Below are 15,609 nucleotides of genomic sequence, written 5' to 3'. Positions count from 1 at the left end.
CTCAATCGGCGCGGTTGCCGGCCGCGTCGAAGATGTGGAGGTGGGCTTCGGGGAAGGTCAGGCGGACGGTCGTGGCGTCGGTCATCACGGAGCGGTCGAGGGTGAACACCTTGAGCGGCAGGCCGTGGACGCTCAGGTGCATGATGACGCCGAAGCCGGTCGGCTCGATGAGGTCGACCCCCGCCTCCACCATGCCGCTGGTGCCGGTCGCGACGTGCTCGGGGCGGATCCCGAGGGTGACCCGCGTGCCGTCGGCGAGGCCGCCGCGCGGCTTGACGGGAACGGCGGTGCCGTCCTTCAGGACGACGGCGGCCGCGGCGCCCGCTTCGGTGTAGGTGCCGTCGAGGAAGTTCATGCCCGGCGAGCCGATGAAGCCGGCGACGAAGAGGTTCGCGGGACGATCATAGAGATCGAGCGGGGTGCCGACCTGCTGCACCACGCCGCCGTGCATCGCGACGATGCGGTCGGCCAGCGTCATCGCCTCGATCTGGTCGTGGGTGACGTAGATCGAGGTGGCGCGCAGTTCGCGGTGCAGCCGCTTGATCTCGGCGCGCATCTGCTCGCGCAGGCGGGCATCGAGGTTCGACAAGGGCTCGTCGAACAGAAAGGCCTTCGGCTGGCGCACCACGGCGCGCCCCATGGCGACGCGCTGGCGCTGGCCGCCGGACAGCGCCTTCGGACGGCGCTCCAGAAGCGGATCGAGCTCGAGCTTGGCGGCGGCGCTCTTCACCATCGCCGTGATCTTGTCCTTCGCGGTTTTGCGAAGCCGCAGGCTGTAGCTCATGTTCTCCGCGACGGACATGTGCGGATAGAGCGCGTAGGACTGGAACACCATGGCGATGTCGCGGTCCTTCGGCGCGAGCTCGTTGACGCGCCGATCCGCGATGCGGATCTCGCCCGCGGTCGCGGTTTCGAGGCCCGCGATGACCCGCAGCAAGGTGGATTTGCCGCAGCCGGACGGTCCCACGAGGACGACGAACTCGCCGTCCTCGATCGCGAGGTCGATCCCGTTCAGGACCGGGAACTGGCCGAAGGCCTTGGTGATGCCGGATATCGAGATGGACGCCATGGAGCGCGCCTTTCAGCCCTTGACCGCGCCGGCGGTGAGGCCCTGCACGAGATAACGCTGGATGAGCAGGAAGAAGAGGCAGGCCGGAATGAGCGCGAGGACGCCCGCGGCCATCATCTGCCCGAAATCGACCGAGAACTTGGAGACGAAGGACAGCAAGCCGACGGGAAATGTCGCCGCGTCGTTGCCGGAGATCAGCATCAGGGCGAACAGGAGCTCGCTCCAGGCCGCCGTGAAGACGAAGCCGAGCGTCGCCGCGATGCCGGGCAGCGTCAGCGGCAGCACGATCTGGCGGAACGCCATGAACTGCGTCGCGCCGTCGATCATCGCCGCCTCTTCGAGGTCCTTCGGGATGCCGTCGAAGAAGGACTGCATCAGGAAGGTCGCGAACGGCACGTTGAAGGCGGAATAGACGATGACGAGCCCGGTCAGGCTGTTGGTGAGGCCGAGCGGCGACAGGATCTTGAAGATCGGCGCGATCAGCATGACGAGCGGGAACATCTGGGTGATCAGCATCAGCCCGACGATCCAGTACTTCGCCCGGAACGAGAAGCGCGACAGCGCGTAGCCCGAGAGCGAGGCGACCAAGGTGACGATGATCGCAGTGGCGCCGGAGACGATGAGGCTGTTCTTGAAGAAGGTCGGGAAGGCGCTGTGGGCGAGCACCGACTCGAAATGCTGCAAGGTGGCGTGCGACGGCCACATCCGCACGCCCTCGCTGTAGAGGAGCTCGTTCGGCGTCACCGAAACCTTGAGCAGCCAGAACAACGGGAATAGCGCGAAGACGACATAGGCGAGGATGGCGAGACGGTGGGCGCCGACGAGCGCGATGCGGGACGGCCTCATGGTCCTAGTCCTTGCTCATGAGCGATTGCCGCAGCAGCACGATCAGCATCGAATAGACGAGCAGCAAGGCGAGCAGGACCAGGGCGATCGCCGAGGCATAGCCGAAATCGAGCCGCTTGAAGGCCTGGGTGAAGATGTAGCTCGCGACGATCTGGGTGCGGTCGGCCGGGCCGCCGTTGGTCATCACGATGATGAGGTCGGCGAAATTGGCGATCCAGACCGTGCGCAGGAGCACGGTGATGGCGATCGTCGGCGCGAGGAAGGGTAGCGTAATCGAGAGAAAGCGCTGCGCCGGGCCGGCGCCGTCGATCGAGGCGGCTTCGTAAAGGTCGCGCGGGATCGCCTGCAAGGCGGCGAGCAGGGTGATCGCGAAGAACGGAATGCCCCACCACACATTGGCGACGATCGGGCCCCACATCGCGAGTTGCGGGTCGGACAGGATGTTGTTCGGCGCCGACAGGATGCCGAGCGCATAGAGCCAATGCGGCAGCGGGCCGATCACCGGGTTGAACAGCCAGGCCCAGTTGAGACCGGCGAGGAAGCTCGGCACCGCCCAGGGCAGGAACACCAGCGCCTGGACCAGACCACGGCCGTAGAAAGGCTGGTTGAGCAGCAGCGCCAGGATCAGGCCGAACACGAATTGCAGGCCGACCGAGGCGCCGGTCCACCAGAGCGTGTTCTTCAGCGAGCGGAAGAAATCGGCATCGCGGGCGAGCGCCCGGAAATGGTCGAGGCCGACGAAGCCGCCGGAGAACGGGTTGAGCAACTGGACGTCGCGGAACGCATACGAGATGCCGAGCACCAAGGGCACCAGCATGATCGTAAAGATCAGGATCAACGCCGGGGCGCTGTAGAGATAGGGCTCCGATGCCTGAGCGAGACGCTTCAGGAACGGACGCCGGTCGGCACCGAGATCGGCGCGCAGGGCGGACGAGGTCATCTGGACGTTCCGGTGCGAAGGCGGGTCCGCTGCGGGCGAGGCGTCTCGGCCACGCCCGCAGCGGCAGTCACGAAGGGTTCGTCACCCGGATTATTTGGCCTTGCTCGCCAGATATTTCTGCTGCGCCTTGGTCAGGTAGTCCGCCCACTGATCGGCGAGCTCCTGGGGAGTGATGTCGCCGAGCAGCGCCTGCTGCGTCGTCTTGATCGCGAGCGAGTCCTTGAAGTAGGCGAACTCCTCGAGATAGGTCGGCATCACGGTCGGGATGGCGTTCTTATCCGCCAGCTCGTCGAACCAGCCCTTGAACTGCGGGCTCGAATAGAACGGGTCCTTGGCGGCCGACTTCAGCGCCGGCAAGGCGCCGGTGCGCTTGTTCCACTCGATGTTGCCTTCCGGGCCCTCGAGGGTGGCGATGAGCTTCCAGGCGAGATCCTTGTGCTGGCTCGCCGACATCATCGACCAGCCGGCGAAGCCGATGGTCGGGAAGGTCTTGCCGTCGGGCCCCTTCGGCATGGTGGTGACGCCGTAATCGTCGGCCTTCATGCGCTGGGCGATGGCGATGAGCGCATCCGGGTCCTGATCGAGGAAGGCGCAGGTGCCGCTATAGAAGCCGGCGACGATCTCGTTGAAGCCCCAATTGACGGAATCCTTCGGGGCGTAGCCCTTCTTGTAGAGGTCGATCACCCAGGTCAGGCCCTTGACCCAGCCTTCGCTGTTGATGGTCGAGGTGCCGTCCGGCCGGAAGAATTCGTTGGAGCCGGCCATCGTGGCGCCGAACATCATCCAGCCGTTGAGGCCGCCCGGGCCGCCGCGCAGGCAATAGCCGGACTTGCCCGGAAGCGCCGAAATCTTCTTCGCGGCCTCCTCGAATTCCGCCATCGTCTTCGGCGGCTCGGCGACGCCGGCCTCGGCGAGGAGCTTCTTGTTGTAGAACATCGCCCGCAGATAGAAGCCGTAGGGCAGCATATAGGCGGTGTTTTTGACGTCACGGCCGAGCTCGAGCGCGCGGTCCGACAGATCCGAGGTCTCGCTCCACGTCTTCAGATAGGGCTCGAGGCTCTCGACCATCCCGTTGTTGGCATAGAGCGAAACCCAGGTGTCCGGCATCTCCATGACGTCCGGAATCTCGCCGGCCGAGACCATGGTGGCGAACTTCTGGAACGCCTCGCCCCAAGGCAGCGAGATGATCTCGACCTTGGTGCCGGGATTGGCCGCCTCGAACTTGCCGACGATGGATTTCAGCGTTTCGGTGCGCTCGGGGCTCGTGATGACTTCGACCAGCTTAAGCGTCGTATCCGCAAGTGCCGTCGTGGCGAACAGCGTGCTCATCAGAGCCGCCGCCAGGATCTTCTTCCCAAAGTTCTTCTTCACGGTCTTGGTCTCCCCTCTTTTGGTTTCGGTCGGTCGGATCGTCAGGTCGTGATGGCGGAAGCGATCGCCTCCTCGAGATCGCGCCACAGCGCCTCGGTGCCTTCGAGGCCGACATGGAGGCGGACGGAGCGCGGATCGATGCCGAAGGCGTGGGCGGAGTTCGGCTCGGCCTTCTGCTGGAGCACCACCTCGCCCGGCACGATCAGGCTCTCGTGGCCGCCCCAGGACACGCCGAGCTTGAACAGCTTCAGGCGGTCGGCGAAGGCGCGGATGTCGATGCCCTCCTCGAAGATGAAGGAGAACAGGCCCGAGGTGCCGCCGAGGCCGGGCGGCAATTGGTTGGCGAGGCCAGGATGCTGGACCTCGCGCACGATCGGCAGCGCCTTGAGCCGCCGCGCGATGGCGAGCGCCGAGGCCTCGTGCGCCTTCATGCGGATCGGCAGGGTCCGCAGGCCGCGGATCAGCAGCCAGGCATCGAACGGCGACAGCTTGCCGCCGAGATAAGGCAGCGTTTCGCCGCGCAGGCGGTCGATCAGAGCCTTGGGACCCGCCACCACGCCGGCGACGACGTCGCTGTGGCCGCCGAGATATTTGGACGCCGAATGCAGGACGAGATCAACGCCGAGGGTGAGCGGGCGCTGGAAGATCGGGCTCGCCCAACTGTTGTCGATGACGCTGATGACGCCGTGCCGGCGCGCCAGGGCAGCGAGTGCGCCGACATCGTGAGCCTCCATCACCCAGCTCGTCGGGCTCTCCATGTAGAACAGCTTGGCGCCCGGCAGCGCCTTCGCCACCGCCTCCTCGTCGCGGCCGTCGACATAGGTCACCTCGATACGCATGCGCTTGAGGAGCGTACCAAACAGGCGAAAGGCATCCGGATAGACGTGGCGCACCGCGACGATGCGGTCGCCCGGCTCGACAAAGCTCAGCACGGTGGACGAGATCGCCGCCATGCCGCTCGCGAAGCCGAGCGCGTCCTCGCCGCCTTCGAGCGCGGCGAGCGTCTCCTCGAAATGGCGCACCGTCGGGTTCAGCCCGCGCGAATAGACCGGCCGCACCTTCTCGCCGCGATAGGTCGCAACCATCTCGTCGTAGCTCTCGAAGGTGAAGAGCGAGGTCTGCACGATCGGCGGGACGACGGCCTCGAAGGCGTTCGTCTCGTCATGCGCGACGGCGAGCAAGGCGTGCTCGAACGGGTCGGCACCGTTGATCATCCGGCCATGTCCTTGATGTCCTCCTCGACGATGTCGAGGATCTTCAGTGTTTCGAGGCGCGCCGCTTCGGTGTCCTGGGCAACGATCGCGTTGAACAAGCGGCGGTGGAAAGGAAAGGAGCGGCGGGCGAAATCCGGCCGGTCGAACGGCTTGTCCCAGAACCGCTCGAAGGCCTCCCGCATCTGTTCGAGAAGCTGGCGAAACAGGGGGTTGTGGGTCGCGTCGTAGATCGCCAAGTGGAAGGCGAGGTCTTCCTCGCCCGCGGTCCCCTTGAGGTGGTGGACGCGCTCCATCTCATCGAGCTTAGCCTCGATGATCGCGATGTCCTCGGCGGTGCGGCGGCGCGCGGCGACCATGCAGGCCTCGCACTCGATGCCGCGGCGCACTTCCAGGGTCTGCAACAGCGCATCGCGCAGGCTCGCCGCATCGAGCGACAGCGGCATGTGGATGGTCGCCGCGTTGATCGGCTTGAGCAGGTAGGTGCCGCTGCCCTTCCGCGTCTCCATCACGCCGAGCGCCTGGAAGTGGCGGATCACCTCGCGCACCGTCGAGCGACCGACGCCGAGGGCCGCCATCAGCTCGCGCTCGGCCGGCAGACGGTCGCCGGGGGCGAGCGCGGCGCCGTCGATATAGGTCACGAGCGAATCGAGCACCTGGCTCGCGCGATCGAGCGGCGGCAGGGGAGCGATGGTCGGTCTCGCAGCGGTCGGCGGCATCGGCTCGGGTGGATTGGAAGTGGTTCAAATTGGTCTGACATCATAGCAATAGCGACAGACGGCTTTTGTCAAACGGAAAGGCGCACCGGTCGCGCCTGCGGCGCGGTTCGGGGGATATCGCGGTCAGGATGAAGCCTGCGCGGGGCCAGACGAGGCTCGCCGCTGACGCGAGCGAGACGGCGCGCCGATCAGCGTCCGGTGGAGCCTGCCGTCACGACCTCGCCGTTCGCCACCGTCGGAGCGGTGGACGCGGGTTCCGCCTTCGGCAGCAGACGGCCGGCGACGGCGAGGCGGAGCGTGCCGATCGCGACGAGGCCGACGACGAGGTTCGCACCCACGAACAGGATCGGTGCGAGGATGCCGATCGCGCCGCCATCGCCGCGTTCGAGCAGGCGCAGCGGCGCGACGGAGAGGGCCGCCACGCCGAAGGTGTAGGCCCAATAAGACGGCGCGAACGGCGCCTGCCGCAGCCACGGCAGCAGGCGGATCACGATGAGGGCCTGGAGCAGGCCATAGCCGATCATGGCGTGGGCGAACACGTCCGGCGGCCCGTTGGTGACGCTGAGATAGGCGACCGCCCCCACCGGTGCAGGCGCGAGCTGGATGCCGAGCAGCGGCCGCATCGGGGCCGGCAGGCTGTCGAGCGTGATGAGGCGGTGGAGCAAGACCGACTCGATCGCGAGCCACGAGAAGAGCCCGGCGCCGAAGGCGATCTGCCCCCAATCGGTGAAGCCGAGGCCGCCGGCGACGGCGGCGACCACATAGCTGCCCGCGACCGCGGGCAGATAGAGCACCGGGGTGCTGTGGGCATGATCGCGCCCGCCCCGCCACAGGCCGCCCGTCCGCCACAGCGCGAAGCCGAGCGTGAAGGCCGCGCCGAGGGCGAACAGGACCAGAGCGACCGCCGCCGAATAGGGCTGCTGCGCGGCGCCGCCGACCAGCATCGTCGCAACGCCCATCAGCCCGACGAAGCAGCATTGGACCGGATGGTCGAGCTCCTGCCGCGCGGCCTCGCGCCGGAACACCCATTTGAGGACATAGAGAACGCTGACGGCGAGCCACACCAGAGCGGCGAGCGCCATCAGCGTCTCGCCGATCGCCGCCGGCAGGCCCCAGACCCGGTGCGCGGCGCGCCAGGCGACGCCGAGCCCGGAGAGGCCGAGCACCATGCCGAAGAACGAAGCGGGGATCGCAGGCAGCCGCATCGGCATCCTCTCTCGGCGCGGTCAGGGAGCCGGACTGAACGGCGCCAGGCCGGCACCGGTCAGCGCGCGGAGCCGGGTCGCGTCGCGGGCGGGGGGCGCCCCGAACAGGCGGCTATATTCCCGGCTGAACTGGGAGGGGCTCTCGTAGCCGACGCTGAAGCCGATGCTCGCCGCATCGACGTGCTGGGACAGCAGAAGGCGCCGTGCCTCCTGAAGCCGAAGCTGCTTCTGATATTGAAGCGGGCTCATCGTCGTCACCGCCTTGAAATGACGATGCAACGAGGATGCGCTCATGCCGGCGATCTCGGCGAGCAACTCGATCCTGAGCGGCTTGGCGAAATTGGCCCGGATCCAGGTGATGACCCGGCTGACCCGCGAGACACTGCTGTCCGCGAGCGCGATCTGACGCAGAAGCGCACCCTGTTCGCCGCACAGGAGGCGGTAGAGGATTTCCCGCTCGACGAGCGGCGCAAGCATCGCGGCGTCGGTCGGACGATCAAGCAGCGACACGAGCCGGATGAGGGAATCGAGCAAGTCCGGCGTCATCGCGGTGACCGCCATACCCGGCTGCGGATCGGTGCTGCGCGGACCGTCCCCCATCTCGAGCAGCATGGTCGCCAACAGGCTGCGGTCGAGCGCGAGCGAGGCGGCGAGATAAGGCTCCTGCGGGCTCGCCCGCGAGATGCCGCCGGTGACCGGCAGGTCGACCGAGGCAACGAGATAGTGCGCCGGATCGTAATCGAACACCCGCTCGCCCAGGATCGCCCGCTTGGCGCCTTGGGCGATGAAGCAGACGACGGGATTGTAGGTGACGCCGATCGGCATCGTCGGCGTGTCGGAGCGCAGCAGCGTCAGACGCGGGATCGGCGTCGTCCACCGCGACACGTCGCAATGTCGGGCGATGAGGTCCGCGAGACGGGAGATGGATTCTTCCATGATGAGCCTCCACCGCGATCCTGTTCGGCAGGGCATGCGCGCGCAAGACACGCTTTCACGAGCCGCGCACGATTGAGAGGATCGTGCAAGGATCGGGCAGCTTTCCTCTACTGCCGACGGCCCGATCGGTGCGATTTCTCACCCGTCCCCAGAGCCATCGGAGTTCGCTATGGTCAAGACTTGGTTCGTCACCGGCGCCACCCGCGGGATCGGCGCGGAGATCGTCAAGGCCGCGCTCGCGGCGGGAGACAACGTCGCCGCCACCGGCCGCAGCGTCGACGCCCTGCGCAACGCCTTCCCGGCCAGCGACGCCCTCCTCTGCCTTGCCCTCGACGTCACCGATCGGGCGCGGATCGCCGCCGCGGTCGACACCACCCTCGCCCGCTTCGGCCGCATCGACGTGCTCGTCAACAATGCCGGCTTCGGGCTTCTCGGCCTGTTCGAGGAGACCGCGCCGGGCGATGCCGAGCACCAGTTCGCCACCAACGTGTTCGGCCTCTTCGACGTCACCCGCGCGGTCCTGCCGGCGATGCGCGCCGAGCGCGGCGGGCATATCTTCAACCTCTCCTCGATCGCCGGCATCCGCGGCGGCCCGGGCGCCTCGCTCTATTGCGCGAGCAAGCACGCGGTCGAAGGCTTTTCGGAATCGCTCTCCCACGAAGTCGCGCCGTTCGGCATCCGCGTGACGCTGATCGAGCCCGGCTTCTTCCGCACCGACTTTCTCGATCCGAGCTCGGTCAAGACCGCGGCCCACCCGGTCGCCGACTATGCCGAGGCATCGAGGGCCATCCACGAAGGCTATGCGGCGCGCAATCACCAGCAGGCCGGCGATCCGGCGAAGCTCGCCGCCGTGACGGTCCGGCTCGCCAACGAGCCCAATCCCCCGCTGCGCTTCGCCGCCGGCAGCGACGCCGTGGAGGTCGTCACCGCGAAGATCGCGCGGCTGCAGGGCGATCTCGATGCCTGGCGGGCCGTCTCCGTCTCCACGGACGGGGCGTTCGAGGCCGCCTGACGACACCCCAATCCCTCAGCGAAGGATATCCTCCATGCGCTACAATCCGCTCGGCCAGACCGGCCTGCTCGTTTCCGAACTCTGCCTCGGCACGATGACCTTCGGCGGCGGAGAAGGCATCTGGCGCAATATCGGCGACCTCCAGCAGGCCGAGGCCGACGAGATCGTCCGCGGCGCCCTCGACGCCGGCATCAACTTCATCGACACGGCGAACGTCTATGCCGAAGGCCTCTCGGAGCAGATCACCGGTCAGGCGCTGCGCAATCTCGGCGTCGCCCGGGACGAGGTGATCGTCGCGACGAAAGTTTTCGGCCGCGTCGGCTCCACGCCGAACGCCGGCGGCGCCTCCCGCGGTCACATCCTCGATCAGGCGAAGGCGAGCCTGAAGCGGCTTCAGCTCGATCATATCGACCTCTACCAGATCCATGGCTTCGACCCGCTGACGCCGATCGAAGAGACGCTCGAAGCCCTCGATCAGCTCGTTCGCCAGGGCTACGTGCGCTATGTCGGCGTGTCGAACTGGGGCGCCTGGCATGTCGCCAAGGGGCTCGGCATCGCCGAGCGGCGCCATCTCGCGCCGATCCGCTCGCTCCAGGCCTATTACACGATCGCCGGCCGCGATCTCGAGCGCGAGATCGTGCCGATGCTGACGGCCGAAAAGGTGGGATTGATGGTGTGGAGCCCCCTCGCCGGCGGCCTCCTCAGCGGCAAATATGGCCGCGACGGCAAGGGATCGGACGGGCGGCGGGCGAATTTCGACTTCCCGCCGGTCAATCGTACCCGCGCCTTCGACGTGATCGACGCGATGCGGCCGATCGCGGAGGCGAAGGGATGCACCATCGCCCAGGTCGCCCTCGCCTGGCTGCTGCATCAGCCGGTCGTCACCACCGTCATCATCGGCGCCAAGCGGCCGGAACAGCTCCGCGAGAACATCGCGGCGACGGAGGTCGTCCTGTCGGCCGAGGAGCGCGCCACGCTCGACGCCGTGAGCGCCCTGCCCGCCGAATATCCGGGCTGGATGTTCGAACGCCAGTCGTCCTACCGGTTCGGGCAGAGCCCGCTGCGCTGATCGAGATCGACCCCGCGGCGCCTCGAACGGCGCCGCGGGGTCGGGTTATTACTGCGAGAGCGAGCGGGTGCGCGACAGCGCCGGGGCGAAGCCCTTGAGCGAGATGGTGAAGGTGAGCGGCTTGCCGGTGTCGGCGGCGACCGCGTTCACCTTGAGCTGCTTGCCCTTCTCGAGGTTCGCCAGATAGTCCGCGTTGAACTTGAGCGGCACGACGCAGCCCACCGGAAGGCAGGTCTGATAGGCGATCTGGCCCCCCGGCGCCGCATCGTCGATCTGCAGCGTTACGCCGTCGGCGAGCGCGAGGCCGAACGGCATCGCGAGCACGCCGGTGATCGCGCCGTCCTGGCCGGAGGTGAGCTCGATCGCGAGCACGCGCTGCTGGTTCTGCTGGTTGACCTGGGTCTGCGAGAACGAGCAGCTCTTGCGGCCGCCCGGCATCGCGCAGGCGACGCTCCAATCGTCGTAGGTCTCCTGGAGGGAGGTCGCTCCGCCCGGCAGCGTGCTCGTCGCCTGCTCGGCCGACGCAGACGGAGCCGTCTTCGTCTTGGTGGTCTGAGCCTCGGCACACACCGTCATCGCGAGCGTCATGGCGGTGACGAGCGCGATCTTCACGGAACGGGACATGTCTTCCTCGGAATGATGCGGGATTACGGAAGGGAGTCGGCTCCGCGACGATCATGACGCGTCCGTCCCCCGGCGCTACCGACGATATTTATCGGCAACGCGGCGCGGCCCGCAATCGAAGCGCGCGGCCGATGCACAATTCGCTGCGTCCTGTGCCCGATCCGCCGCAGGGGGGCGATCACCGCCCGGCCGACGCGCCCAGTCGCGGCTCAAATCCGATCGACGCCCTGAAAGCGACCTGCCGATCCCACTTATTATGGCGGCAACTCAGGGATTAGAATTTGATCGCCACCGAGAACGATAGGATTTGCATATCCAAGCTATTCTTGACGTCGAACTGTTGCTGAAATTTCGCTTTCATCGACATATTATATTGCGGAATATCATATTCGAGGACGGGTCCTAATCCCCAATATGAATAACGGCTATCGGACTTTGTAATTCCATTGACGACGTCATCATTGTATTGGGCCTGATAATATCCCGCCAGACCGGCGACGACGGGACCGATACGCTCGCCAACCGAGAAATCTACGTCGTATGTGTCGCCATTCTGATAATTCGTCGTCTTGTTCTCGGTCGGGAAGCCGAAGAATGCGCGGGCGCTCAGTTGGAGGCTGCTCGCGGGCGTAAGCCAGTTCGTTGCCGTGATGTAGGTCATCGCGAAATTCGGCACGAAGGAGAAGACAGGTTCAACCGGTTGCGGCAGGCCGCGCAGGGCTTGTGCCTCGTCATACGTCCCAGTCGGAATGGTCATCGCAAAACCAGCCCCGACATTGAGACCATAGGGCAGAGGCACCACGCCCTTCTCGGCGCCGAGGAGACCGACATTTCGCGTCCAATAGAAGATGTCGCTGTAGATATTTCCCCAAGCCCCTTCCGACTGATCGACATGTGATCCATCACCGACTTTGAAGCTGTAGTGCTGAGCGCTGATTGCAGCGCTCGACATGAGGCGGCCGCCCAGCACGCCGAAGGGATAGACATACATCAGGGCCCCGGCGAAGGTCGGCGAATCGTAAACCGCATTCATCGACGCGGGCGCTTGATTCCCCTGGGCGTCGTAAGAGTGAAAGTTCCTGCCGATCGGCATCGCGATGACCACGCCGTAAAGCCCTGATTCGGGGGGCAACACCGCCTGGTAGAGATCGGTGCCGCCCGGGGGCGTGATCGGGCTCGGACTTTCCGCGGCTTGCGCAGCGATCGGGAGACCCAAAATAAGAAGAATAATCGCATGCCCGGCGCGCTTGAGAGGCGCGCATGGCCATGTATCGATCCACATATTCGCCAGGCGCCGGCCATTTAGAGACATCTGCACGTCATCCTCCCCTTTATGTTTTATGATTGATGAGATCTGTCGCATGGCGGCGGAATTGCCGACTGCCGATATCGCGGACCTTGCGCGCGAAGAGACGCGCTGCGACCTGTAGCGCCACATGTCGGCCCATAGGAGGACCGCCCGCGCGCGAACGGCGGCGTCGGAACGGCCGTGTGGCTGAGATCGCTGCATCTCGGCCCGTGAAGTGGCCGGGACTCACACTCCCCGTGCGCGGGATGCTCTGTCCCGCGCCGGCGTGGGGAGCGACGGCCGGGCCGTCTGCTACTCCGCCCGAGACGGCCCTGTGTCGCTCGAGATATCGCGACGAAGACAGTCTAAAGAGTGATGGCGCATTGGCAGATGGCACGAAGGAACGCCTATCCCTCGCCAGGGCGGCGTAAACGACGGGGTCTGATACTTCATATTTTGGACGCGCCCCCTCTTTTTGATTATGCAACGCAGATATCCGGTCGGCGGCGAGTCCGAGCCGATATGTAGAATATTTGTGAACTGTTTAAGCCACATCGTCTTGTATAAACTGGCTAACGTTCTTGTCCGTGAGGCGCGACGAATACGGTCGGGATTCGAGCGCACGCCGCCGACCCTCCGGCGAGCGAGCCGGAGGTTTGAGCAACCAATTGAACGCCAAGACGGATGTGGAGTTGGGCAATGGCAGAAACAGCCGTCTCCACCGTGCGCGAGCCGGCAACGTCCGACCTCGCCCTATCGGATATCTCGTTCGAGCTGAGATGAGATGGCGGCCTGTCGAATGCCGTACACCACTTCGGCATCACGGCCGGCTGCCCACATGTCTTTCGGGCGAAGCCCATAAATACTTTTGACCGCATTACTGAAGTGGCAGGAATCTGCATATCCGGCGTCCAATGCCACCTCAGTGAGGCTCATCTTTTCAGTGATGGCGTGGAAGAGGGCCCGCGCGCGTTTCCACGCCAGGAACTTTCGAAAGGACGCACCGATCTCTTGGCTGAACACATGAAGAAAGCGCGAGACCGACAGATCGGCCAGCGCCGCGCAAACTCCAGCGGAATGCCGATCGGCGGGTTGCTCACAAATTTGGTCGATCACGGTCCGTATGCGGTCGTCGATGATGCGCCGCTGGACCGGCTTAGGAAAGAGAATCGGGTCGACCTTCCCTGCAAGGTCATCAACCCAACTGCCGCTGACGCTCCATAAAGACGATCTGACCTCGTATCGGCTGACGAAGGCGACGATAGCTTGTTCCTTGGCCGTCGCGCACCCTAAACCGAGCCGGGCATCCTCCTGCTCCAGGATATATTGCACGAGGACCTCGCCCTCCCCGCGGACCGAGTGAACCTCGTAGGGCTCGGTGATCGCCGCGGTCACGGCCGTCCAGTCCCCGCTCCTTCTGAAGAGAAAGGGGCTGCCGAGAGTCAGATAGAAGACATAGCCGCCGACACAACGATCGCGCGCATCCGGGATCGCGCCTCGATAGAAGATGCGGCGCTCGTCCACCAACATCAGCGCCTTTTTGCGGATGCCATGCCGTGCCATACTACACTCCCCGGCGTCGATCTGGGTGCGTCGGCTGATGTTTGAGGCGAGGCGTCTCGCAGCGGGTGCGGCGGGGGGGCAATGGCGGTAGGTTTCCCCCGGACAACGAGAAAGACGGCGCGCCCCGTCGCGAAGACCGCGACGGTTCCCGTTGATCGAAGCCGAACCGGCTTCGCGTTCAATCGAGCGATATCGGCATTCGCGCCCTCGCTACACTGCCGGAACCCAATTGCCGTGCAGAGACATGCGCAGCCGAACCGGCAGCTTGACCGTCGCGATCGGCCCGTCGTCCAAATGCTGGGCGTCAAACACCAAAAGGTCGGTCGCCCTCTCGGCAAGTCTGTTGACGAGAGCGACGAGATAACCCTCGCCCTCGGCCGCACCCGCGCTTTTGGGGATGAAGGCCGGCTCCTGCACCGACGTCTTGTCGTCGGCGAACCAACTCTTCACTTTCCCGGTAGTAAGGTCGACATGGGCAAAAAAGTTCATGAACGCCCAAGAGGGCGGGCCGAGCGTTTCGAAATCATAGGGCCGCCTGGGATCAAGCCCGGCTACGAAGCCGTGGCGGTAGGGCCGTCCCATGTAGCGGTCGTCGCTGCGGGGAAATTCGCAAATGAAATCGGTGAGCGACGAAGCCTCAAGGCTGTTGCCCGCTTTGTTCATATCGAAGGTCCAACGAGTGAGCCGCGACATGATTGTTTCCGGCGGCGGAACATAGCCGTCGGCCTGCGGAAAGAACGGAAACACATTTCCGGACGCGACAGGCATGTCGACGTATACGCGCCCATGTCCATCGTCGAAGGCGTTGAGGGTATGCCCCTGGAAGCCGTTCGGCGCCGTGAACCAGCGGACGTCCTTGGCGTCTCCGTCGCGCGGCAGCACGCCGAACGTCTGATCGAGCCCCGGTTGCCATTCAAAGTGGCGCCCGCCCTTCCGGATTCGGTCGAGATCGACCGTCAGCGGCATGAGCGGGAACACGACATAATGTTCGGTGACCGCGAAGTCGTGGATCATCGCCGCGTACGGCCCGCGGATCCAGACCTCTTTCGTCTTCCTTCCGGATTTGTCGATCTCGTAATAGACGATATCCGGAGTCGCATCTCCCTTCGCCTCATAGGCGAAGCAAAGCATGTCGCCCGTTACGGGATCGATCTTCGGATGGGCCGTGAACGTCGCACTGGTAAGCTGGCCACCGAAATCGTATGTCCCCAGCGTCTCCATCGTCGTCGGGTCGAGCGCGTAGGGATGGCTGTCCTCCTTGAGAGCCAGCAGCTTACCATGGTGCACGATGACATTGGTATTGGCCGTGGAATTGGACAGCCCGCTCACCAACGGATCGTTGGTGTAGGTATTCCGGTAAACTCCGTGAAGAGAACGCCGTGCTTCGCGCTGCGCTTTGAGCCGCTCGGTCAACACATAGCGGCGCTTGAAATCGACATGCCCGTCAGCAAAGGTGAAGGCATGAATGCAGCCGTCACCGTTGAAGAAGATATCCTGCCCGAGCATGGGCGGATATTGCGGGTCCGGAGCGACCTGATAATACGTTCCCTTGATGGCGGTGGGCACCTCGCCTTCCACGACGAGATCATAGACATCGCCCTCGAATCGGGCGGGCGTGTAGGCGGGACCCGTGAATTCCGGGCTTGACGGAAAGACGGTGGTCATGGCTCCTCCCTTATGACGTACTATTCTGTACGCTTTCGGCGATTATGCTCCACCGCATCCCTTTGTCAAACAAAACCGTACGCAAAGGTAC

The 15,609-nt window shown here is 65.0% G+C and carries 14 protein-coding genes; 2 read left to right on the top strand and 12 right to left on the bottom strand.

Going from position 1 to position 15,609, the window contains the following annotated elements:
- Nucleotide 1: 1 nt before the first annotated feature.
- The 8 genes from F0357_RS21140 to F0357_RS21105 form a co-directional block, all read right to left on the bottom strand.
- Nucleotides 2-1,069 carry an ABC transporter ATP-binding protein gene (locus F0357_RS21140; RefSeq protein WP_153489529.1) on the bottom strand — a complete coding sequence of 356 codons (1,068 nt, stop codon included), beginning with the start codon at nucleotides 1,067-1,069 and terminating at the stop codon, nucleotides 2-4.
- Nucleotides 1,070-1,081: 12 nt separating this feature from the next.
- On the bottom strand, nucleotides 1,082-1,915 hold the full coding sequence (locus F0357_RS21135; protein WP_153489518.1) for a carbohydrate ABC transporter permease: 834 nt from the start codon (nucleotides 1,913-1,915) through the stop codon (nucleotides 1,082-1,084).
- Nucleotides 1,916-1,919: 4 nt separating this feature from the next.
- Complete coding sequence (locus tag F0357_RS21130; RefSeq protein ID WP_153489514.1) at nucleotides 1,920-2,855, bottom strand: carbohydrate ABC transporter permease; 936 nt, start codon at nucleotides 2,853-2,855, stop codon at nucleotides 1,920-1,922.
- A gap of 90 nt (nucleotides 2,856-2,945) precedes the next feature.
- Nucleotides 2,946-4,184 carry an ABC transporter substrate-binding protein gene (locus tag F0357_RS21125; RefSeq protein ID WP_153491442.1) on the bottom strand — a complete coding sequence of 413 codons (1,239 nt, stop codon included), beginning with the start codon at nucleotides 4,182-4,184 and terminating at the stop codon, nucleotides 2,946-2,948.
- Nucleotides 4,185-4,267: 83 nt separating this feature from the next.
- Nucleotides 4,268-5,440 (bottom strand): PLP-dependent transferase, encoded by a 1,173-nt coding sequence (locus F0357_RS21120; RefSeq protein WP_153489511.1) that lies wholly within the window; start codon nucleotides 5,438-5,440, stop codon nucleotides 4,268-4,270.
- Complete coding sequence (locus tag F0357_RS21115) at nucleotides 5,437-6,156, bottom strand: FadR/GntR family transcriptional regulator (protein WP_153489508.1); 720 nt, start codon at nucleotides 6,154-6,156, stop codon at nucleotides 5,437-5,439. The genes F0357_RS21120 and F0357_RS21115 overlap by 4 nt, the downstream gene beginning before the upstream one ends.
- A 188-nt stretch (nucleotides 6,157-6,344) precedes the next feature.
- Nucleotides 6,345-7,367: a dicarboxylate transporter/tellurite-resistance protein TehA gene (tehA, locus tag F0357_RS21110; RefSeq protein ID WP_446689052.1), complete on the bottom strand. Its 1,023-nt coding sequence runs from the start codon at nucleotides 7,365-7,367 to the stop codon at nucleotides 6,345-6,347.
- 15 nt (nucleotides 7,368-7,382) lie between these two features.
- Nucleotides 7,383-8,297, bottom strand: coding sequence for an AraC family transcriptional regulator (locus F0357_RS21105; RefSeq protein WP_153489500.1), 915 nt, complete (start codon nucleotides 8,295-8,297; stop codon nucleotides 7,383-7,385).
- 169 nt (nucleotides 8,298-8,466) lie between these two features.
- On the opposite strand from F0357_RS21105, the gene F0357_RS21100 reads away from it, so the two are divergent.
- Together F0357_RS21100 and F0357_RS21095 are read left to right on the top strand one after the other, a co-directional pair.
- Complete coding sequence (locus F0357_RS21100; RefSeq protein ID WP_153489497.1) at nucleotides 8,467-9,309, top strand: SDR family NAD(P)-dependent oxidoreductase; 843 nt, start codon at nucleotides 8,467-8,469, stop codon at nucleotides 9,307-9,309.
- A gap of 34 nt (nucleotides 9,310-9,343) precedes the next feature.
- Nucleotides 9,344-10,378 carry an aldo/keto reductase gene (locus F0357_RS21095; protein WP_153489494.1) on the top strand — a complete coding sequence of 345 codons (1,035 nt, stop codon included), beginning with the start codon at nucleotides 9,344-9,346 and terminating at the stop codon, nucleotides 10,376-10,378.
- A gap of 48 nt (nucleotides 10,379-10,426) precedes the next feature.
- Here the strand turns inward: F0357_RS21095 and F0357_RS21090 are convergent, their stop codons facing one another.
- The 4 genes from F0357_RS21090 to F0357_RS21075 form a co-directional block, all read right to left on the bottom strand.
- Nucleotides 10,427-11,002 carry an invasion associated locus B family protein gene (locus tag F0357_RS21090; RefSeq protein ID WP_153489490.1) on the bottom strand — a complete coding sequence of 192 codons (576 nt, stop codon included), beginning with the start codon at nucleotides 11,000-11,002 and terminating at the stop codon, nucleotides 10,427-10,429.
- Between the two features lie 274 nt (nucleotides 11,003-11,276).
- Nucleotides 11,277-12,314: a SphA family protein gene (locus F0357_RS21085; RefSeq protein WP_246161887.1), complete on the bottom strand. Its 1,038-nt coding sequence runs from the start codon at nucleotides 12,312-12,314 to the stop codon at nucleotides 11,277-11,279.
- Nucleotides 12,315-13,043: 729 nt separating this feature from the next.
- The gene (locus F0357_RS21080; protein WP_153489483.1) at nucleotides 13,044-13,853 is read right to left on the bottom strand and encodes a helix-turn-helix domain-containing protein; all 810 of its coding nucleotides are present in this window, start codon (nucleotides 13,851-13,853) and stop codon (nucleotides 13,044-13,046) included.
- A gap of 210 nt (nucleotides 13,854-14,063) precedes the next feature.
- Complete coding sequence (locus tag F0357_RS21075) at nucleotides 14,064-15,518, bottom strand: carotenoid oxygenase family protein (RefSeq protein ID WP_153489480.1); 1,455 nt, start codon at nucleotides 15,516-15,518, stop codon at nucleotides 14,064-14,066.
- Nucleotides 15,519-15,609: the final 91 nt, after the last annotated feature.

The organism is Segnochrobactrum spirostomi (genome assembly GCF_009600605.1).
In the GTDB taxonomy this organism is placed as follows: Bacteria; Pseudomonadota; Alphaproteobacteria; order Rhizobiales; family Segnochrobactraceae; genus Segnochrobactrum; species Segnochrobactrum spirostomi.
The sequence above is the reverse complement of the archived record's forward strand: the minus strand, read 5'-3'. Positions and strand labels throughout refer to the sequence as shown.

Coding starts and splice junctions, on each gene's coding strand:
- F0357_RS21140 (WP_153489529.1), bottom strand. CDS start 1,069: ATGGCGTCCATCTCGATATCCGGCATCACCAAGGCCTTCGGCCAGTTC.
- F0357_RS21135 (WP_153489518.1), bottom strand. CDS start 1,915: ATGAGGCCGTCCCGCATCGCGCTCGTCGGCGCCCACCGTCTCGCCATC.
- F0357_RS21130 (WP_153489514.1), bottom strand. CDS start 2,855: ATGACCTCGTCCGCCCTGCGCGCCGATCTCGGTGCCGACCGGCGTCCG.
- F0357_RS21125 (WP_153491442.1), bottom strand. CDS start 4,184: ATGAGCACGCTGTTCGCCACGACGGCACTTGCGGATACGACGCTTAAG.
- F0357_RS21120 (WP_153489511.1), bottom strand. CDS start 5,440: ATGATCAACGGTGCCGACCCGTTCGAGCACGCCTTGCTCGCCGTCGCG.
- F0357_RS21115 (WP_153489508.1), bottom strand. CDS start 6,156: ATGCCGCCGACCGCTGCGAGACCGACCATCGCTCCCCTGCCGCCGCTC.
- tehA (WP_446689052.1), bottom strand. CDS start 7,367: ATGCCGATGCGGCTGCCTGCGATCCCCGCTTCGTTCTTCGGCATGGTG.
- F0357_RS21105 (WP_153489500.1), bottom strand. CDS start 8,297: ATGGAAGAATCCATCTCCCGTCTCGCGGACCTCATCGCCCGACATTGC.
- F0357_RS21100 (WP_153489497.1), top strand. CDS start 8,467: ATGGTCAAGACTTGGTTCGTCACCGGCGCCACCCGCGGGATCGGCGCG.
- F0357_RS21095 (WP_153489494.1), top strand. CDS start 9,344: ATGCGCTACAATCCGCTCGGCCAGACCGGCCTGCTCGTTTCCGAACTC.
- F0357_RS21090 (WP_153489490.1), bottom strand. CDS start 11,002: ATGTCCCGTTCCGTGAAGATCGCGCTCGTCACCGCCATGACGCTCGCG.
- F0357_RS21085 (WP_246161887.1), bottom strand. CDS start 12,314: ATGTCTCTAAATGGCCGGCGCCTGGCGAATATGTGGATCGATACATGG.
- F0357_RS21080 (WP_153489483.1), bottom strand. CDS start 13,853: ATGGCACGGCATGGCATCCGCAAAAAGGCGCTGATGTTGGTGGACGAG.
- F0357_RS21075 (WP_153489480.1), bottom strand. CDS start 15,518: ATGACCACCGTCTTTCCGTCAAGCCCGGAATTCACGGGTCCCGCCTAC.